We start from the raw sequence: 19,101 nt of genomic DNA, 5'->3' as shown, positions 1-19,101 counted from the left end.
TTGCCTTTTTTTTTAACCCCTTTAACCTAAAATATGAAATCTTTTTTAAGGCTTTGCCTCTTGGCTTCTTTGTGCCTGTTTGCACGTATTTCTGTATCAGCGCAAACTGCTGTAAACAAAGCTGATTCCTTGCAAAATAGGCTTTTATCAGAAATGATCGCCGTGCCTGCTCCCAATTTTACTTTAAAAGATCTCGATGGAAATGTAGTATCGTTAAAAGACCTAAAAGGAAAGGTAATTGTACTCGATTTCTGGTCGACATGGTGTGTGCCCTGCAAAAAATCTTTTCCTGCGATGCAGCTTGCCGTTAACACCTATAAAAATGATCCTTCTGTAAAGTTCTTATTTATCCATACCTGGGAAACCACCAAAACACCGGTTGAAGATGTAAAAAAATACATCGCACAATCGGGTTTTAATTTTCAGGTGCTGATGGACCTGAAAGATGAAGCTGGACGTAATGCTGCGGTTGAAGCTTACGACGTAACTGCCATCCCTGCAAAATTTATTATCGATAAAGCAGGCAACATTGTATTTAAACTAACCGGCTTCACCGGAACCGATGCCGCTGCGCTCCAGGAAATTTCTGAGCGAATTACATTGGCAAAAAATCATAAATAACAAATGAATAACTCCATAAAGGGAATAGCAGTAACGATAGTTATGCTCTTCAGCTTAAATGCTGTAGCCCAGAAAAAACAGGTTGCCAAATTTCAGAAAACCATTGCCGAAGCAGTTATAAAGGCCTACCCTGCAAGTGTACGGATGTGGGGCTTCGATGTACAGCAAAATCAAAGAACCAGTGCCCAGTTTAGTGGGGTGGTGGTTAGTGCCGATGGTTATATCCTAACCGCTGCACACACCATTTTGCCCGGTAAAAATTATAAGGTTTTTTTTACTGATGGCCGCGAATGCATCGCGCTGGCACTTGGTAAAATAGAAAATAAAGAGACGCCAGGCATTCCAGATGTGGGCATGATGAAAATTACCGATAAAGGCAACTATCCATTTGCAGAGATGGGTTATTCGGCAAGTTTGCTTAAAAACGAACCTTGTATCAGTATTTCATATCCCGAAACCTTAAATCAAACGCTGCCAACCTTAAGGTTAGGAAATATTGCAGAAGTGAAAAATGAATATGGTTTTATCCGCTCCACCTGCAAAATGGAACCGGGTGATTCTGGTGGCCCTTTATTTGATTATTATGGCCGCGTAATCGGATTGCACAGTGCCATTGATGTTTCAGAAGACATGAATTTCGAAATTCCTGTTGACCTTTACCGCCGTTATTGGACCGCTTTAAACAGCGAAAGACTTTATACCGCTTTCCCAGATAAGAAGGATAGTGTGAAAACAGATCCCTTGTTTTTGCAATTACAGAAAGATAGTAAACAAAAAGCTTTACATCCTGATTTTGATATGCCAACGCTTAAAAACACTTGCTTTTCCATCAAAAGTATGATAAAAGGAAAAAACCAGGATATTTATGCAATCTTATTGAATGTTAAAACTGCAAATGGCGCTAAAAAACAGTTTCTATTGAGTAAAAACACGATGGTTGGCGAACAAGCAAAAGGTGATATTAATGGAATTGTGGTGCCAATTAAACTAATTGGGAAAGATCAGGAGAACGACCTGGTTTTATTTGAACTTGACCAACGGATAGACGGTGGGATTGATTTAAATATCTCTGGTAGTGACAGCGTTAAAATCGAGATGGGTAAACTTCTTTACAGCATTGATCCTGCCGGCAAAGTGATGCACAGTGTTTTAGGCAGCACACTATTTAATTTGCCGAAAATTAATAGTCAACCTTATTTGGGCGCAATGGTGGTTTATAATTCCAGCCCCGTTCAGTTTTCGTTAATCAAAGCAGGCAGTCCGGCAGAAAAAGTAGGTATAAAAGTCGGCGATGAACTGATCAGTATGAATGGTAAACTGATAAAAAAAGCAAGTGAATTTGCACCTGAAATAATGAAATATTGGGCAGATGACGAAATTACTTTTGAATGGGAAAATGCTTCGGGTAAGATGAGTAAAACGCTAAAACTAGAGGGGCGGGGTCAATCGGTATTTAATCACCCGGCAGAGAAATTTGATGGAGGGAAGTCGGAGCGAAGAGATGGTTTTAATGCCATTTTTACTCACGATGCAGCCATTAAAGCCAATGCCTGCGGTTCTCCTGTTTTTGATTGGGAGGGTAATTTTTATGGGATTAATATCGCGAGGTTTAGCCGGACAACAACGGTAGTGGTTCCAAAGAAAACGATAATAGATTTTGTTTTGAAGACTATTCAATAAAGTATCTTCCTAATCTTGTCTAAAAATAAATGTCATTCTGAACGCAGTGAAGAATCTCAGGCTAAAGAGAGTCGGACCAAAACTTCTCTATTGGAATAAATCTATCTTAAAAAGATTCTTCACTGCGTTCAGAATGACAACAAAGGAATGAAATCATCAAGCTATTTCTTCAGCAACGTATCAATCTCTGTATTAAATTCTTTCACAAATTCATCATAAAATTTGCCGGTTGCCGGACCATTAAAACCGGTATGGATCTGTGCTACATTGCCCTGTTTATCAATGATTATTGTGGTTGGAAACGATAAAAAAGAATCGAGTGCAGGCAAGGATTCAGATACGACCTGTTTATCGGCAGTACCTGCAATAACCTGATCATATTCGATGCCAAAACGTTCACGGAAACGCGTCATCACCTTTTTTGCATATTCGGGTTCGGTTGAGCGTTCGTAATGCAAAGCAATAACTTCTACACCACGTTTCTTGTTTTCTTTATACCAGGGCGCTATAAAAGTAGCTTCGTCAACACAATTTGGGCACCAGCTTCCGGTTATGGTTAAAATCACCACCTTGTTTTTATATTTTTCATCCTTTAACGAAATCTTTTTGCCGTTTACATCAGGGAAACTAAAATCAAGCGTTTTGTATCCTTTTTTCAGGTAGGTAAGTTTATAAGGATCGGGCAGGGCAGCATCTTTATTTTTAGTTCCAGTAAAAGGCTGGCTTCCCCTTGCACCTAAAATTTCGCCGGTTAATGAGCCATCTGGCTGGAAAGTTCCTTTGTAATAGGAAGGAGAGGAGCCAATAAAGCTGGAAAGTTGAAATTCATTTCCTTCTACTACACCTTCCAGATAACGCGAATCGCCTGTTACACGTAGAAAAGTGCCCGTAAGTTTGTTACCCGTTTGCTTAAATAAACCTACGGTTTTCTCTTCCTTACCATTTGGCGATTTAAAAACCACATCATAACTGCCAGAATAGTCTGCCGCTGCAGGTCTATCTGTTGTTTTAAAACGGTAATTTTTCTTTTCAGCAACAATTACCAAAGGTTTACCAGCTTTATCCTGTTTTCTTAATGTACCCGTTAATTGATCACCATCTATCGCAAATGCGAGTTCATTATCAAATTGATCAAGTTTTACGAAAAGCGAATCGGCTACTTGTTTTACTAGGCCACCTTCGAAACTTTCTTCAGCATTGCGGAAATATAATTTTTGTTGACCGCTTTTTTCGCTGATTTCAAAGTTAAAAGGGATTTCTAATCCTTCCTTTACCTTGGCTATTCCACGCCAGTTACCAAGGGCAACAAAAGCATTTTGTTTTTTCTCTGTGCGCTTTGCTGCCTGATTATTTGTAAGTGCAATATGGTTCTGAGCGTATGTGAAAGTTATTAACATAGCCAATACGGCTGTTAAAAGGGATTTTAGTTTCATTGTGATGTGTATTTGACGACTAAATTAGTAGGCAAAGATATGGATGTAATTGGCAAAGAAAAAATATTTCAATAAAAATCTATAAAAACTATAGGATAAATGGAATAAGTTATACCTTTGCAGCAGTTATTTTAAAATACTTATCAAGAAAGGCGGAGGGAATGGCCCTGTGAAGCCTTAGCAACCATCTAATTTTTAGAAATGGTGCTAATTCCATCCCGGATGAATCTGGGATAGTTAAGTCAGTTGTTTGCGTTATCCTTTTAAGAATATATGGAGCACTTCTGATTTATGGGGTGCTTTTTTTTTGCCCTGAATGCGTTCTTGAAATTAAATTATGCATTAAATAAAATTATTCAAATGAAAAAAACAGACGAGCAAAAAGCCATTAATGCAAACCTTAATGCATACTTCCGAATGCGCATGCCCTGTTAAAATCGTTCTATTTTAACAGGCTTTTTTAGGCTTACCATTCCTTTATTCTCTTTAAAAACAAACATGGTTTTAGACGTGGCGGAATTGTTTTGCCAAAAAATATTATCCCTTTTAACTAATTATTAACTACACCTTATGTTTAAAAATTTAAAATCAATAACGTTTATCCTGCTGCTCTTCCTGGCGCAAAAGCTTTCTGCTCAGGATGTAACGGTTACCGGAACGGTAAAGTCGGCAGATGGCGAAACACTGCCTGGTGTTTCTGTATTAATAAAAGAAACTAAACAAGCCACCATTTCTGATGCAAAAGGAGCTTTTTCAATTAATGCACCCGATAAGGGCACATTGGTGTTTTCTTATATCGGCTTTAAGAGTCAGGAAATACAGATTAATAAAAATGCTGGCCCCATTTCGATTATTCTTCAGTCAAGCGATAATGCGCTGGATGAGGTAGTGGTTACAGCATTGGGTATTTCAAGGCAGAAGAAATCGCTTGGTTATGCTGTTCAGGAATTAAAAGGACAGGATTTGGCCGAAGCTAAAGAATCCAACCTGGTAAATGCACTTGCGGGAAAAATAGCTGGTGTTAGGGTAACCAATAGCCAGGGGAGCATGGGTTCCTCGCGTGTGGTCATCAGAGGGGAAACATCTATTGCGGGAAATAACCAGCCATTATTTGTGGTTGATGGGATTCCGGTAGATAATTCCCAGTTAAATTCGGCTGGGGCAAGAGATTACGCGAATACCATTTCGGATATTAATCCCGAAGATATAGAATCGATGAGTGTGTTAAAAGGACCAAATGCCGCTGCATTATACGGCTCGAGGGCTGCGGCAGGTGTCATCCTCATTAAAACCAAAACGGGTAAATCGAAAAAAGGATTAGGAATTGCCATCAATTCGAACGCGGTTTTAGAAACCTTGCTTACGCTACCCGTGTATCAAAATGCCTTCGGTCAGGGATCGGAGGGCAAATTTAGTTATGTAGATGGTGCGGGTAAAGGAATCAATGACGGGGTAGATGAAAGCTGGGGCCCTAAATTGGATGGTCGGCTAATCCCACAATTTTATTCGAAGGGAGTAGCCGTTCCATTTGTGGCGCATCCTGATAATGTACGTGATTTCTTCCAAACCGGATATTCATTAAATAATGGGGTATCTATTGCAGATGCGGGTGAAAAATACGACTTCCGATTATCGTACAACAACCTGAAACAGGTTGGTATAGTGCCTAACTCTGGTCAGGGCAAAAATTCGTTTGTGCTCAATACATCATTAAAAATAACACCGAAGTTAACGTTAACTGCCAATGCAAATTATAGCAAGCTTAATTCTGATAATTTACCTGGAACAGGCGGTTCAAGATCTACCAGTACCATGTTACAGTTTACTTGGTTCGGTCGTCAGGTTGATATCAACCAATTGAAAGATTATTTGGATGAAAATGGAAAAACGTTTAACTGGAACAATAGCTATTATAGCAATCCATATTGGGTAGCCTACGAAAATACAGTATCGCAAAACCGTAGCCGGATTATTGGAAGTTTAGCGCTTAATTATAAAATTATTGATGGACTTGATTTCAATTTCAGATCGGGAACGGATTATTATAATGATAGGCGCAAAGTTAGGATTGCCTATGGTACCAATGGAACACCTTTCGGTTCTTATACAGAGAGTGCCTTTACGGTAAGCGAAAATAATACTGATGCAACATTAAATTTTAACAAACAGTTAAATGATGATTTTAGTCTCGAATTGTTAGGTGGTGGTAACATCCGCAGGCAATATATCGAGCAGAATGATCAAAGTGCTCCTAAATTGGCCATCGCCGGACTTTATACCCTTAAAAACTCGCGTGATCCTCTAATTTCATCAAATAATTTATCAAGATTAAAATCGTACAGTGTTTATGCCTCTGGACAGCTTGGTTTCAGAAATTATCTGTTTGCCAACATCACGGCGCGTAACGATTGGTCGTCTACCTTGCCAGCGCAGAACAGGTCGTATTTTTACCCGTCATTTAACGGAAGTTTTGTAGCAACCGAAGCATTCGACATTAAAAGCGAAGCACTTAATTATTTGAAAATACGTGGAGGTTGGTCTAAAGTTGGTAAAGATGCCGATCCTTACCGTTTGATCAATACTTATGCATTTGGTGCGCCATTTAAAGGTAACCCACAGCTCACTACAGGAGCTATTGATCTTAAACCTGATCTTAAACCAGAAACCACTACTTCTACAGAACTGGGCATTGAAGCCGTTTTTTTTAACAAAAGGTTACGCTTAGATTTAAGTGCGTACAACACCAATAGTTACAACCAGATTTTGGCTGCTGATGTAAGTCAAAGTACCGGATTTACGTCAAAACTGCTTAACGCCGGGAAAATCAACAATAAAGGGATCGAGGCACAATTAGGCATTACTCCAGTTAAGAAAGCATTTACATGGGATATAGATTTCAATTTCGCAGCAAACAGAAGTAGGGTGATAGAGCTGGATGCTGAAAAATTCTTAACAAACTATGTTGTGGCTACCAACTCAGCACAGGTTATTGCCACAGTAGGGCAACCTTATGGATCATTGTTCGGAACAGCCTTTTTAAGAGATGGCAATGGAAATATTATTGTAAATGCTACAGGAGCACCAACTACAAACCCAACCAAACAAGTATTGGGAAAATATACACCAGATTGGATTGGCGGGGTATACAATACTTTTACCTATAAGGGCTTTAGTCTGGGTGTTTTGGTTGATGCAAGCATCGGCGGATCTATCTATAACGGCACTTACTCAACGGGTACCTATACCGGCGTATTGGCTTCTACATTACCAGGAAGAGCGGCAGAGTATGGCGGTATTTCTTACTATTACCCAGACAATGATAAAGCTAAAGGAACGGTAAGGGTAAACGGAACTGTCCCTGCGGGTGTTACCGTTTATGATGACGGGATAGTATTTGATGGCGTAACTGCCGATGGTAAACGCAATGAAAAAGTATTGCCTGCCCAACAATATTATAAATCATTCAGGAATATCGACGAATCGAGTATTTTCGACGCTTCCTATGTTAAACTTCGTGAGGTAAAGTTAAGCTATAATCTACCAGCCAAATGGCTTCGTCCGCTAAGCCTGCAAGGTGTTTCAGTATCATTAGTTGGCCGTAACTTATGGATTATCCACCGCAATACAGTAGATATTGATCCTGAAGTGGCTTTTAATACTGGCAACGGGCAGGGTTTAGAAAGTTTATCGAACCCAAGCACCCGCAGTTATGGCATTAACCTGAATGTTAAATTTTAAATCTTACCATCATGAAAAATAAAAAACTATACATACTGGCCATTTTGGCAATTGCGTTCGCATCTTGTAATAAAGAACTTGATGAGGTGAATATTAACCCGAATGCCCCTGAAATTCCAGTACCTGATTATTTACTTACCGGAACCACTAAGGCCACCGTTGATGCTTACTGGGGCGTAACCAACAACATGAACTCGAGTCTGCTCTTTGCCCAGCACTGGGCCAAAGTTCAATATACGGAAGAAGATCGTTTTATCTATTCGAATAGCAGTTTTACATCTTTATGGGCTACCGCTTATGCACAGAGTATTCCTGGATATAATAAGATTATAGAATTGGGCGATGCACAGGGAAATTCTGGTTATAGAGGAGTGGCCTTAATTCTAAGATCATGGGTATTTTTGTTACTTACTGATGCTTATGGCGACATTCCATATACACAGGCAGGGAAAATTAAACAGTTTATTACACCAGTTTATGATAAACAGAGAGATGTTTATTATGGTATTTTAGAAGATTTAAAGTCAGCACAAACCGCATTAAATTTAAAAACCGGAAATGCTTCTGGCGATATTATTTATTCTGGCAGTACTGAGGCTTGGAAAAAATTTGCCAATTCATTACGTCTTCGTATTGCGTTGCGCATAGCAGATAAAGAACCAACAAAAGCAAAACAGGTCATCGATGAGATTAAAACCGAAGGCGGACTTTATATTAGCTCTAATCTGGAAAATGCAAAACTTGATTATGATGTTTCCCCCCAGCAAAATCCTGTAGCAGCTTCATTCGAAACGAGAAACGATTACCGCATCAGTAAAACCATTGTTGATAAACTTGTTTCCTTAAGCGATCCTAGGCTTCCTGTTTATGCAAGTAGAACTGAAAATGAACCAAAAGGTTATGTAGGTATTCCAAACGGATCCACAAACTCTGAAGCGAGTGCAATTGGTTTAGCAAATTCTTCAAAACCGGGTACTTATTTTTTAGATCCCAAAGCTCCCGCAGTGATTTTTAGTTATGCTGAAGTGCTTTTTGACAGGGCAGAAGCTGCTGCCCGTGGTTTTACAACAGAAGATGCTGCAGATTTATATAAGCAAGCCATTACAGCCTCTTTACAGCAGTACGGAATAAATAATAATGATCAGATTGCTAACTATCTTAGTGGCGCTGCGGTACAATATGATGCAGGAAATTATAAAAAATCAATCGGTGAGCAAAAATGGATTGCTTTGTTTGGTCAGGGTTTAGAAGCCTGGGCTGAGCAGAGAAGGTTAGATTATCCGCAATTATCTGCATCTGTTAATACGGTGTTGAATGGCAAAATTCCGGTACGTTTTATTTATCCAGGTTCTGAACAATCTTTAAACGGACAGAATTATAAAAATGCCGTGAGCAGCCAGGGCGCAGATTTATTAACCACCAAACTTTGGTTTGATGCTTTTTAAGTGAATGCTATGGTTTTATCGTCGTGTCAGATGTTGCCACCTGACACTGATATCAAAAACGTCTCGATATAAATCGGGACGTTTTTGTTTTAAACCCTAAAGAAAGAGGTACCTCAGGTATGGATCTTCTTTAGTTCTTCCAGGTATTCATCTGGCTAAATCCTCAGCAGCATTGCTTGCCTTGGTTTTCAGGTCTTCAGTGTATCCTTTTGCTTTCTCTACCCATTCTGGAGCTTTATCTAGTAGTTCATCTACTATCGATTGTCCGGTAATTGGATCTTTTTTGGTGATATATTTTACGCCGGCATAAACTGCTGCGCCAATAATTGCTGTTTTTAAAATTCCCATGTTCTTTTTCTTTTTTTAGTTAAACATTTTGAGTTCGTTAAAAGTTTTAGACGATTTATATGTATGGTTGTTACAATTGCTGTTTTTAGTGGTAATTGCATCTGTCAGTTATTAAGGCAGGTTGGTTAGCAGTAAATTCATTATTATTGAATTAAAGATGCTTGTATTTAAAGCACTCAGGGTATTATTACTAATTGTAGGGGCTTTGTTGTTAATCTAGTGTTGACCCTTCGGCGAAATTTTTATACATAATCATTATTAAATTTATATATTTCGACCAAATTAACCTCCAGTAAATCGATTAAACCAAATATTGCTGCATGAATAAGGAAAAGCTGTTCAATGAAATTAAGGAGTTGAGCATCATAAATTCTTTCTCGAAACACGAACAGCTTGTACAGGGAATCATCAATGGCTTAAACCATAAATTGATTGCCAAGGGAGATATTCTACCTTCGGTGAACGAGATGATGAGAGAAACAGGCTTTGCTAAAGAAACGATAGGTAAAGCCTACAAAGAGTTAATTAGCAGGGGTATTTTAGAGTCAAAAAACCGCATGGGTTATTTTGTAGCAACCGATGATACCGAGCAACACCTTAAAGTTTGTCTGCTGATTTACGCTTTCGATACTTTTCAAGAAACCTTTTATCAGAATTTCCGAGATCATTTAGGCGAGAACATCCAGGTTGATGTATACTTCCACCACAATAATTTTAGTGTTTTCGAATCAATCATTAACAGCAACAAAGGGCAGTACGGCTTATATGTTGTTGCGCCTATAGAAAGTGAAGCTGCAAAAGAAGTATTGGAACAGTTACCCAAAGAAAAACTGCTCATTGTAGATCGGTATGTAGAACTTAAAGGCGATTATTCTTACATCGTTCAAGAATTTAAGAAAGCATCTTATAATGCTTTTTTACAACTGGCTCCCCGCATTAAAGAATTCTCCGAATTTGTTTTCTTTTTTAAACCTTCCTCTGCCGAACCAAATGAAGTACTGCTTTCGTTCAAACGTTTTATAAAGGAATTTAAAATAAATGGTGTAATTAAAAACAGTTACGAACCCGGAAGTATTGCACCCGATAAGGTTTATTTCACCATACACAACCTCGAACTTTGGGAAATGTTGAAGGATACCAAGGTAAAAGGTTTAAAAGTAGGTAAAGACCTGGGCATCCTTTCGCACAATGATGATAACGTTAAGGAAATCATTTTTGATGGTATTACTACATTTTCGATAGATTTTGCACACATGGGCCGTTTGGCTGCTGAGTTTGTATTGAGTTTAAAACCAGTTAAACATGTAATGGAAAATAAACTGATCAGAAGAAATTCACTTTAATACCATTGCGTGGGCACAACAGCAATCATCAGTTTTATTTTGTTTACGGTACTTGCCGCAACAATTTCTTATTTCAAAACCCGGAAAACACAAAGATCAACCATCAGTGGTTTTTTCTTTGCCAATAGAACCAATGGTTTTATTATTATTGGGGCTTCGTTGTTTTTTAGCAACATCAGCGCCAATCAGTTTATTGGCGAAAATGAATCGGTTTATATTAATAACATGTCGGTTATCGGGTGGGGGATCTCCTCTATCCTGGCCATGATCATTGTTTCCGAATTCTTTATCCCCATTTATTTTAAAACAGGTATCCGTACTATTCCCGATTTTTTGGAGAAACGTTATGATAAACAGACCAAAACCCTGGTATCGGTTGTTTTTCTTTTTAGTTATATCATCAATCTACTTCCATCGGTGCTGTATGGAGGGGCAGTTGCCTTTAGTAACCTGATCGATCTTTCAGGTTTCCATCTTTCTTATTGGGAGAGCATTTGGATATTTGTGTGGATTATGGGATTGATCGGCTCAGTTTACACCATTTTAGGTGGCTTTAAAGCGATTACAATTTCCGATACGGTATTAAGTGCAGGCATGTTGATCTTAATTATTGCATTACCTTATTACGGCTTACGTTATTTAGGTCATGGCGATTTCTTTAGCGGGCTCTCCACTGTACTTTCTACTAAAAAAGAACACTTAAATTCAATTGGCAACAGCCACGATGCTGTTCCTTTTTCTACCTTGTTTACCGGGATGCTTATTGTGAACCTGTACTATTGGGGAATGGAACAATACATCGTTCAGCAGGTGCTCGCTGCTAAAAGTTTGAAAGAAGGTCAAAAGGGAATTGCTTTAACTTGTTTTGCGAAATTGTTATGCCCATTGTTGATTAACATACCCGGTTTAATCGCAGTACACCTATATCCTGTATTAACCAATACCAATCAGGTATTTCCGTTGCTCATTAAAGATGTACTACCGCCGATTTTAATGGGTTTATCAGCTTGCGTACTTTTTGGCGCAGCAATTACAACCTTTAATGCAGGTCTTAACAGTTCGAGCACTTTATTTCTCCTTAATTTATACAAACCTTTTATGGAAAAGAAAGGGAAAGTATTGGCTGATAAAAGTTTATTGAGAACAGGACGGTTATTCCAGATTTCGGTATCACTGTTTGCCATGGCATTCGCACCCTTTATCATATTTTCGAAAAACGGATTTTATGAGTATCTGCAAAAAATCAGTGCGATATTTAGTCTCCCAATCTTTACTATTATTTTTCTCGGCTTTATTACCAAAAAAATGCCACCCATCGCTGCCAAAATCGGGATGATCTTTTTTATTTCCTGTTATGTACTTAGCGAATGGGTATTTACTATTCAGCTCCACTATCTGCATACGCTGGCCATTATTTTTTTTATTACCATTGTATTAATGCTTTTTATTTCGAAAATGCATCCCAATCAAACCCCATACACATTGGTGTTGGATAATAAAATAGAAATAATCCCCTGGCGCAGCAGACACTACTATCACGTGGTTCTGATCTCGCTGATGGCACTTGTCTTTTTTGTTTTTTCTACTTACATACTCGCTTAAGCGCACTTATTATTCTTAAACGTTTTATTTAAGAAACTTGGAATATTAATTTTTTTGTTTATCATTGTACCTGAAAATAATAGGATAGGATAGGATAGGTCAAAATACAATTGTTTGCTTGTGTTCCAGCGTTGTTTCTTTTAAAAAGGGCATAAGGTAATAGAGAAGCTAAGATCGTTTGTCCTCAATCCTGGATATATTTTCATTAACCAAATAACCCCAAATTATGAGAAATTTTACTACTTGTGCAGCAATGCAAACACCTCCTTCTATTGCTAAAGGATGGCTGGCAGATTTACAAAATCCAAAAAGAATTTAACACCTGTCGATTTACATCTATCTACAATTTTTTAATTCAATCATTTAAAAGCTAATGAGCAATGAAGCAATTATTTTTGTTTTGTGGGCACTTATCGGTGCCCAACAGGTTAAAAAATGCGATGATATCGGCAGGTACGATTCTTGTGTTTTTCCTGATTTTTATGCCCGCCACAGGTTTTTCTCAAACGGGAAAGAAAACCATTACGGGTAAGGTTACAGATACGGCAGGAGTTGCCATCCCCGGCGTTGTTGTTGCTACCGTTACTGGCACTAAGGCCGGTACCCAAACGGATAACAATGGTAGGTTTATTCTTGATGTGAATATCGGTGTTGAACTACGTTTCTCATTTGTGGGTTACATAGAAAAAAGGATAACAGTTACTGCAAACACAACTATCCTAAATGTTAAACTCGCAGAAAATGCTGTGCAGGCTGACGAGGTTGTGATTACAGCCTTGGGACAAAAACAGCGAAAGGAAGCCATCGTTGGTGCGGTAACATCTGTACGGCCTGGTGATTTAAAAGTGCCTGCCAGTAACCTTACCACCGCATTTGCAGGTAGGATAGCAGGTGTTGTTGCATTTCAGCCGAGTGGACAACCCGGTCAGGACAATGCTAATTTCTTTATTCGGGGAGTAACTACCTTTGGTTATAGAAGAGACCCGTTGATCTTGATTGATAATGTGGAAATGACGTCTTCTGATCTGGCGCGCCTCCAGGTGGATGACATTGAAAGTTTCTCAGTTTTAAAAGACGCAAGTGCAACGGCGCTATATGGTGCCAGAGGTGGAAACGGTGTAATTCTTGTTAAAACTAAAGAGGGGAAAGCCGGGAAAGCACAGATTAGCGTTCGCATGGAAGGGTCAACATCTTCGCCGATCAGCCCGCTGCAAATTGCAGACCCGGTTACCTATATGAAGCTTTATAATGAAGCCCTGAGCACAAGAAATTCGCCCGGAGCACCATACACTCCTAACAAAATATTAAACACACAGGCTTCATTGGCTGGCGCCCCTGGAAGTAATCCTTATGTTTATCCTGCGGTAAACTGGATGGATATGTTGTTTAAAAAAAATACATCAACACAAAGGGCCAATCTGAATATCTCTGGTGGTGGTGGTGTAGCCAGGTATTATGTGGCAGGATCTTTTTCGAATGATAATGGAATATTGAAAACGGATATCAGAAACAACAATAACAATAACGTTCGTTTTAAAAACTATCAGTTACGATCGAATGTAAATATTGATCTGACCAATACTACCGAACTGATTGTACGTTTATCGGGTAACTTTAATGAATATGTAGGCCCTATGACGAATGACCCCTCGTTTGCAACGGATCTATATAATATCGCAACACATACAAGCCCGGTCGATTTTCCTGCTTACTACGAACCAGACAAAGCCAATGCACGTGTTCAGCATATTCTTTTCGGTAACAATACCGAAGCTACAGTATTGCCCGATGGAAGCACACCGCCCACTTCTTCTACAGATGTAAAAAACATTAATCCATATGCTGCATTGTTGAGAGGAAACAGAAGATTTTCCGAATCGAGGATGCTTGCACAACTTGAGCTCAACCAAAAACTGGATTTCCTTACAAAAGGTCTGAATTTTAAAGGAATCTTCAGTACAAACAGATACGCAAGATTCGAATCAGAGCTGGCCTACGCACCTTATTTTTATAACGTTCAGTCATACGATAAAGCATCTAATCAATATACACTAAACTGGATCAATAATAAGCCCGATCAGGCCAGAGAATATCTAAACTACTACGCAGGAAAAAGTACACTTAATACCTTCCTATATCTACAGGGTGTACTTGATTATTCAGCAGATATTAATGAAAACCACAATGTAAGTGCTGCCTTGATCGGTACACAACAACAATTGCTCAATGCAAACGCCACTACATTATTTAATTCTTTACCATTTCGGAATCTCGGTCTTTCTGGACGTGCAACATACGCATATAAGAGTAAATATTTCTTAGAGTTCAACTTTGGCTACAATGGTTCGGAACGTTTCTCAGAAAACCACCGGTTTGGTTTCTTCCCAACTGTTGGTGCCTCCTGGATCGTATCTGGCGAGAAATTCTACGGAAACCTTTCCAATGTAATCAGCCGCATGAAAATCAGGGGCAGCTACGGTCTGGTTGGTAATGATGCGATTAGTGACAGGCGATTTTTTTACTTATCAGACGTTAACCTGAACGGAGGAAATCCGGCTTCATTCGGAACTAATCTTGGTTACTCGCATAACGGTGTTACGATCAACAATTATGAAAACAGGGATGTTACCTGGGAGGTATCTAGGCAGATCAATCTGGGATTGGAATTAACGCTCCTTAAGAACATAAGATTTACCACAGAGGTTTATAAAAACTTTAAGTCAGACATCCTCCAGGACAGAAAAGATATTCCGAGTACAACGGGATTGGAATCACAGATTTCAGCTAACATAGGGAAGGTAGAATCGCAGGGCATCGAATTCTCGCTTGATGGAAAACACAATTTCAGTAACGATTTATGGGTATCAGGGTTAGCCAATTTTACTTTGGCCAAAAACAAATATACACAATATGAAGAACCTGATTTTAGTGATAAGTACCGTCTGCACAATGGTGTTTCTCTTAACAGAAATTTTGGCTACATCGCAGAACGGTTATTTGTAGACGACAGTGAAGCCAGAAATTCCCCTAAACAGATATTCAGTACCAATGGTGTCGCGCCAATGGGTGGCGATATCAAATATCGCGATTTAAATAATGATGGTGTAATTGACGGTAAAGATCAAACATGGTTTGGAAACCCTACTGTACCCACAATTGTATATGGATTTGGTCTATCAACAGGTTTCAAAAACTTCGATCTTAATATGTTCTTCCAGGGACAGGCAGGTGTATCTTTTGTAATCGACCCGGGAAGAACGAGTCCGTTTATAAAAAGCCCCGACTCGTGGTTACCAGGTAATACCCAGGTGATTCAGCAGTTCGCTGATGACCACTGGTCTGAAGATAATCAGAATCTGTATGCATTGTATCCAAGGCTTGGAATAAACGGTGCGGTGATTGAAAACAACCGCCAGAATAGTTCGTGGTGGTTACGTGATGGCAGTTTCCTCAGAATGAAATCATTGGAAGTAGGTTATACCTTACCCCGAACGCTGGCAAGTAAGATTAGACTCAGGAATTTGAGGGTTTATTTCAGCGGACTTAACCTGGTAACGTGGAGCCCATTTAAGATGTGGGATCCGGAAATAGGTGGCAATGGATTTTCTTACCCGTTGCAGAAGGTGTACAACCTGGGCATAAATGTTAGTTTATAGTTTAAAACAAAGAATTAGGGTATGAAACCATTATATTCAAAAATTTTATACGCTGTTGTTATGGTATTGTCTATGGCATCATGCAAAAAGTACCTGAATGTTACGCCAGACAATGTAGGTACAATAGATTATGCTTTCAGAAACCGTAATGAGGCTGAAAATTATCTCTTTACCTGTTATAGCACGCTACAGCGGTTGCAGGAACCATGGATGGACGGAGGATTTTCTACATCGGGTGAAATTGTTTTCCCGGGGCAGAACGAATTGAACGATACGCAAGGCATTAATGCGGTTGGCTTTAACATGATGAGGGGGACGCAGACCAGCAACAACCCGGGGTTAAATTACTGGGATGGAAATGAGGGTGGGCAGGCGATGTTCAATGCCATCAGGCGCTGTAATACGATGCTGGAAAATATCGACAAGCCGATAGATCTTGGCGATACAGAAAAAAAGAGATGGATTGCTGAGGTAAAATTCCTAAAAGCCTATTATCACTTTTACCTGTTCAGGATGTACGGACCTATTCCAATCACCAATGTTAACCTACCGATTAACAGTTCGATAGAGGCTACAAGGGTGAAAAGGAAACCTGTAGATTCAGTGGTAAATTATATGGTTCAGCTATTAGATGAGGCTACGCCTGATTTGCCGACCCAGATCCAAAATCAGACACAAGAACTTGGAAGGGTTACCTCCCTTATTGCACGCGCAGTAAAAGCCCAGATTTTGGTAACTGCAGCAAGCCCATTGTTTAATGGCAACGCTGATTATGCCGGGCTCAGTAATAAAGATGGGCAACAGCTGTTCAACCCGCAAAAAGATCAACGAAAATGGGATCTTGCTGCCCAGGCCTGCGATGAAGCACTAAAAGCGTGTTTGGCAGCCGGACTGAGGTTACACACTTTTACTCCGACAGCAAATATGCCGGCAAACCTACCCCAGGAACTGATCAATGTACTTTCGTTTCAGACAGCAATTACCGACAAATGGGAGCAGAATACAGAATTGATTTGGGGCATGGCTCCGGTTTTCGGATTTGGAAAACAGGAAAGATGTATCCCTCGTCTTAACGCTGCCGCTGCCCTGAATATAGGTAGCGCCCAGGGTTTCTTCGCTGTTCCCATTGCGCAGCAAGAGTTGTTTTATACCAATAACGGCCTGCCTATTGATGAAGATAAAACCTGGGATTACAGAGACCGCTACACTTTAAAAACGGCAGGAACCGAAGATCAATACTACGTGCACAATGGATATGAAACTGTTAAAGCGCATTTTAAACGCGAACCAAGATTTTACGCATCTATTGGATTTGACGGCGGCGTTTGGTATGGCAACGGTCAACTGGGCGATCCGGCAAATGCAAACTATGTACAGGCACGTGGTACAACGAGTTTTGCAGGTCCGAAAGATGGGAGTCATACTAACATTTCAGGCTATTGGCCAAAAAAACTGGTCAATTATCTAACTGTTTATAATGATCGTCTATCTTACGAAGATTTCCATTTTCCATTAATGAGGCTTTCAGATCTTTATCTGCTCTATGCGGAGGCTTTGAATGAACAGGGAAAAAACTATTCTGAAGTATTGCCTTATATAGACGAGGTAAGAAAAAGAGCAAAAATTCCTACAGTTGCTGAAGCGTGGACGGCTCAGCTTTCTACAAGTCCTTTAAAATACAGCACGCAGGCAGGCCTTCGTCAAATCATTCATCAGGAAAGAAGGATTGAACTTGCTTTTGAGTGTATGCCAGGATGGGATTTACGCCGATGGAAAGAACTACAGACGGTAATGGCCAAACCGATGCAGGGATGGAGCATTTTCGACGATCAGGCGGTAAACTACTATCGTCCGCGTAATCTTTTTGTTCCGGTGTTTAATACAAAAGATTATTTATGGCCTATCAAGGCAGATAATCTGGCGGTTAATCCCAACTTAGTTCAAAACCCATTTTGGTAATATTTAAAGAAGATTTGATCATGAATATAAAAAAATATAGTTTTCCTTGTTTGATCATGCTGATTATTATTGGCATGGTGGCATGCAAGAAAAATAATGGCTTTAATACCATTATTTCTGAAGACACCACTAAGCCATTGGCCGTAAGCAATATTAAAGTCGACAATTTTAACGGAGGGGCAAACATTACCTATAACCTTCCCAATTCACAGAATATTCTTTACGTGCTTGCCAAGTACAAGATAAATGACAATGTAGACCGGGAGACAAAATCATCCTACTACCAGGACACGGTAGTGGTTGAAGGATTTGCAAAAGCAAAAGCATACCAGGTAACCCTTTATACTGTTTCGAGGGCAAATGTAATGTCTGATCCTGTTACCGTTACTGTTAATCCCTTAACTCCGGTTTATTCGGTTGTGCGTCCATCAGTAGATCTTTCCGCTGATTTTGGCGGGGTAAATATTAAAGCGGAGAACCCGCTAAAAAAACAGATCGGTATTGTGGTATTGAGTTATAATAACAATACTAAATCCCTGGAAATCGAGGATCAGCGTTTTACCAAAGATCCTAAAATAGATTATTCTGTTACGGGTTTTTCATCAACAGAACGTCGGTTTGGTGTATATGTTACAGACAGATGGGGCAATATTTCAGACACGCTTCAGAAAGCAATAATCCCCCTTGCCGAAGAAGCGGTTGACAAATCAAAATTCAGCGTATTAAACCTGAACACAGACAGCCCGATTGACTTTGGTTGGACGCTGCCGAATTTATGGGATGGAAAGCAGGATGGAAGTGGCTGGCATACGAGATATGGCGTTTCACTTCCCTATTCTTGTAGTTTTGGGATTGGAAAAACATATAAATTAAGTCGTTTTGTGCTCTACGAAAGAACAGGAGACCAGTATACCTACAAATTTGCAAATCCAAAACAATTTGCACTTTGGGGAACGAACTCATCTACGCCTACTGATGTTCAGCTTCCTGTAACAGCCGCAGAGGGTGCCGTTATCGGGAATTGGGTAAATCTTGGAAATTTCCGCTTTCCGGATCCGCCGTCGGGTAATCTCCCTACCGCAATCAATTCATCAGATAACGATTTTGTTAAAAACGGTGTGAGCTTTAAAGTACCAACTGCAGCCCCGCCAGTGAAATATCTCCGGATAGCCGTACAAACGGTGTGGGGTAACGAAGCGGCGGCTCACCTTATGGAATTTACTCCTTATGGAACTGCACAATAATATTAAAACCGAATCTGATATCAAATTTTAAA

General features: G+C 39.6%; 11 protein-coding genes and 1 riboswitch. Of the genes, 9 read left to right on the top strand and 2 right to left on the bottom strand.

Annotation, left to right across the window (positions count from 1 at the left end; genetic code table 11):
• Nucleotides 1–33: 33 nt before the first annotated feature.
• Together ACTJKN_RS01875 and ACTJKN_RS01870 are read left to right on the top strand one after the other, a co-directional pair.
• Nucleotides 34–621 carry a TlpA family protein disulfide reductase gene (locus tag ACTJKN_RS01875; RefSeq protein ID WP_440822165.1) on the top strand — a complete coding sequence of 196 codons (588 nt, stop codon included), beginning with the start codon at nt 34–36 and terminating at the stop codon, nt 619–621.
• Nucleotides 622–624: 3 nt separating this feature from the next.
• Nucleotides 625–2,301, top strand: coding sequence for a trypsin-like peptidase domain-containing protein (locus tag ACTJKN_RS01870; protein WP_440822164.1), 1,677 nt, complete (start codon nt 625–627; stop codon nt 2,299–2,301).
• A gap of 161 nt (nt 2,302–2,462) precedes the next feature.
• Here ACTJKN_RS01870 and ACTJKN_RS01865 read toward each other — a convergent pair whose 3' ends face one another.
• Nucleotides 2,463–3,734, bottom strand: coding sequence for a peroxiredoxin family protein (locus tag ACTJKN_RS01865; RefSeq protein WP_440822162.1), 1,272 nt, complete (start codon nt 3,732–3,734; stop codon nt 2,463–2,465).
• 137 nt (nt 3,735–3,871) lie between these two features.
• Nucleotides 3,872–3,978, top strand: a riboswitch (SAM riboswitch).
• A 326-nt stretch (nt 3,979–4,304) separates the two neighbouring features.
• On the opposite strand from ACTJKN_RS01865, the gene ACTJKN_RS01860 reads away from it, so the two are divergent.
• A complete protein-coding gene (locus ACTJKN_RS01860; protein ID WP_440822160.1) occupies nt 4,305–7,472 on the top strand; it encodes a SusC/RagA family TonB-linked outer membrane protein in 3,168 nt (1,055 codons plus the stop codon).
• 11 nt (nt 7,473–7,483) lie between these two features.
• Complete coding sequence (locus ACTJKN_RS01855) at nt 7,484–8,917, top strand: SusD/RagB family nutrient-binding outer membrane lipoprotein (protein ID WP_440822159.1); 1,434 nt, start codon at nt 7,484–7,486, stop codon at nt 8,915–8,917.
• 147 nt (nt 8,918–9,064) lie between these two features.
• Here the strand turns inward: ACTJKN_RS01855 and ACTJKN_RS01850 are convergent, their stop codons facing one another.
• Complete coding sequence (locus ACTJKN_RS01850) at nt 9,065–9,265, bottom strand: hypothetical protein (RefSeq protein ID WP_057933945.1); 201 nt, start codon at nt 9,263–9,265, stop codon at nt 9,065–9,067.
• A gap of 320 nt (nt 9,266–9,585) precedes the next feature.
• On the opposite strand from ACTJKN_RS01850, the gene ACTJKN_RS01845 reads away from it, so the two are divergent.
• The 5 genes from ACTJKN_RS01845 (at nt 9,586) to ACTJKN_RS01825 (ending at nt 19,069) form a co-directional block, all read left to right on the top strand.
• Complete coding sequence (locus tag ACTJKN_RS01845; RefSeq protein ID WP_440822157.1) at nt 9,586–10,608, top strand: GntR family transcriptional regulator; 1,023 nt, start codon at nt 9,586–9,588, stop codon at nt 10,606–10,608.
• A 9-nt stretch (nt 10,609–10,617) separates the two neighbouring features.
• Nucleotides 10,618–12,210, top strand: coding sequence for a solute:sodium symporter family transporter (locus ACTJKN_RS01840; RefSeq protein ID WP_440822156.1), 1,593 nt, complete (start codon nt 10,618–10,620; stop codon nt 12,208–12,210).
• Between the two features lie 380 nt (nt 12,211–12,590).
• Nucleotides 12,591–15,866 carry a SusC/RagA family TonB-linked outer membrane protein gene (locus tag ACTJKN_RS01835; RefSeq protein WP_440822154.1) on the top strand — a complete coding sequence of 1,092 codons (3,276 nt, stop codon included), beginning with the start codon at nt 12,591–12,593 and terminating at the stop codon, nt 15,864–15,866.
• A 21-nt stretch (nt 15,867–15,887) separates the two neighbouring features.
• Nucleotides 15,888–17,825, top strand: coding sequence for a RagB/SusD family nutrient uptake outer membrane protein (locus ACTJKN_RS01830; protein ID WP_440822152.1), 1,938 nt, complete (start codon nt 15,888–15,890; stop codon nt 17,823–17,825).
• A gap of 20 nt (nt 17,826–17,845) precedes the next feature.
• On the top strand, nt 17,846–19,069 hold the full coding sequence (locus ACTJKN_RS01825) for a DUF4959 domain-containing protein (RefSeq protein WP_440822150.1): 1,224 nt from the start codon (nt 17,846–17,848) through the stop codon (nt 19,067–19,069).
• Nucleotides 19,070–19,101 lie beyond the last annotated feature (32 nt).

Source organism: Pedobacter sp. 22163 (genome assembly GCF_052045595.1).
In the GTDB taxonomy this organism is placed as follows: domain Bacteria; phylum Bacteroidota; class Bacteroidia; order Sphingobacteriales; family Sphingobacteriaceae; genus Pedobacter.
Note: the sequence above shows the minus strand (reverse complement) of the source record. Positions and strands in the feature narration are given on the sequence as shown.

Coding starts and splice junctions, on each gene's coding strand:
- ACTJKN_RS01850 (WP_057933945.1), bottom strand. CDS start 9,265: ATGGGAATTTTAAAAACAGCAATTATTGGCGCAGCAGTTTATGCCGGC.
- ACTJKN_RS01870 (WP_440822164.1), top strand. CDS start 625: ATGAATAACTCCATAAAGGGAATAGCAGTAACGATAGTTATGCTCTTC.
- ACTJKN_RS01845 (WP_440822157.1), top strand. CDS start 9,586: ATGAATAAGGAAAAGCTGTTCAATGAAATTAAGGAGTTGAGCATCATA.
- ACTJKN_RS01875 (WP_440822165.1), top strand. CDS start 34: ATGAAATCTTTTTTAAGGCTTTGCCTCTTGGCTTCTTTGTGCCTGTTT.
- ACTJKN_RS01855 (WP_440822159.1), top strand. CDS start 7,484: ATGAAAAATAAAAAACTATACATACTGGCCATTTTGGCAATTGCGTTC.
- ACTJKN_RS01860 (WP_440822160.1), top strand. CDS start 4,305: ATGTTTAAAAATTTAAAATCAATAACGTTTATCCTGCTGCTCTTCCTG.
- ACTJKN_RS01835 (WP_440822154.1), top strand. CDS start 12,591: ATGAAGCAATTATTTTTGTTTTGTGGGCACTTATCGGTGCCCAACAGG.
- ACTJKN_RS01830 (WP_440822152.1), top strand. CDS start 15,888: ATGAAACCATTATATTCAAAAATTTTATACGCTGTTGTTATGGTATTG.
- ACTJKN_RS01825 (WP_440822150.1), top strand. CDS start 17,846: ATGAATATAAAAAAATATAGTTTTCCTTGTTTGATCATGCTGATTATT.
- ACTJKN_RS01865 (WP_440822162.1), bottom strand. CDS start 3,734: ATGAAACTAAAATCCCTTTTAACAGCCGTATTGGCTATGTTAATAACT.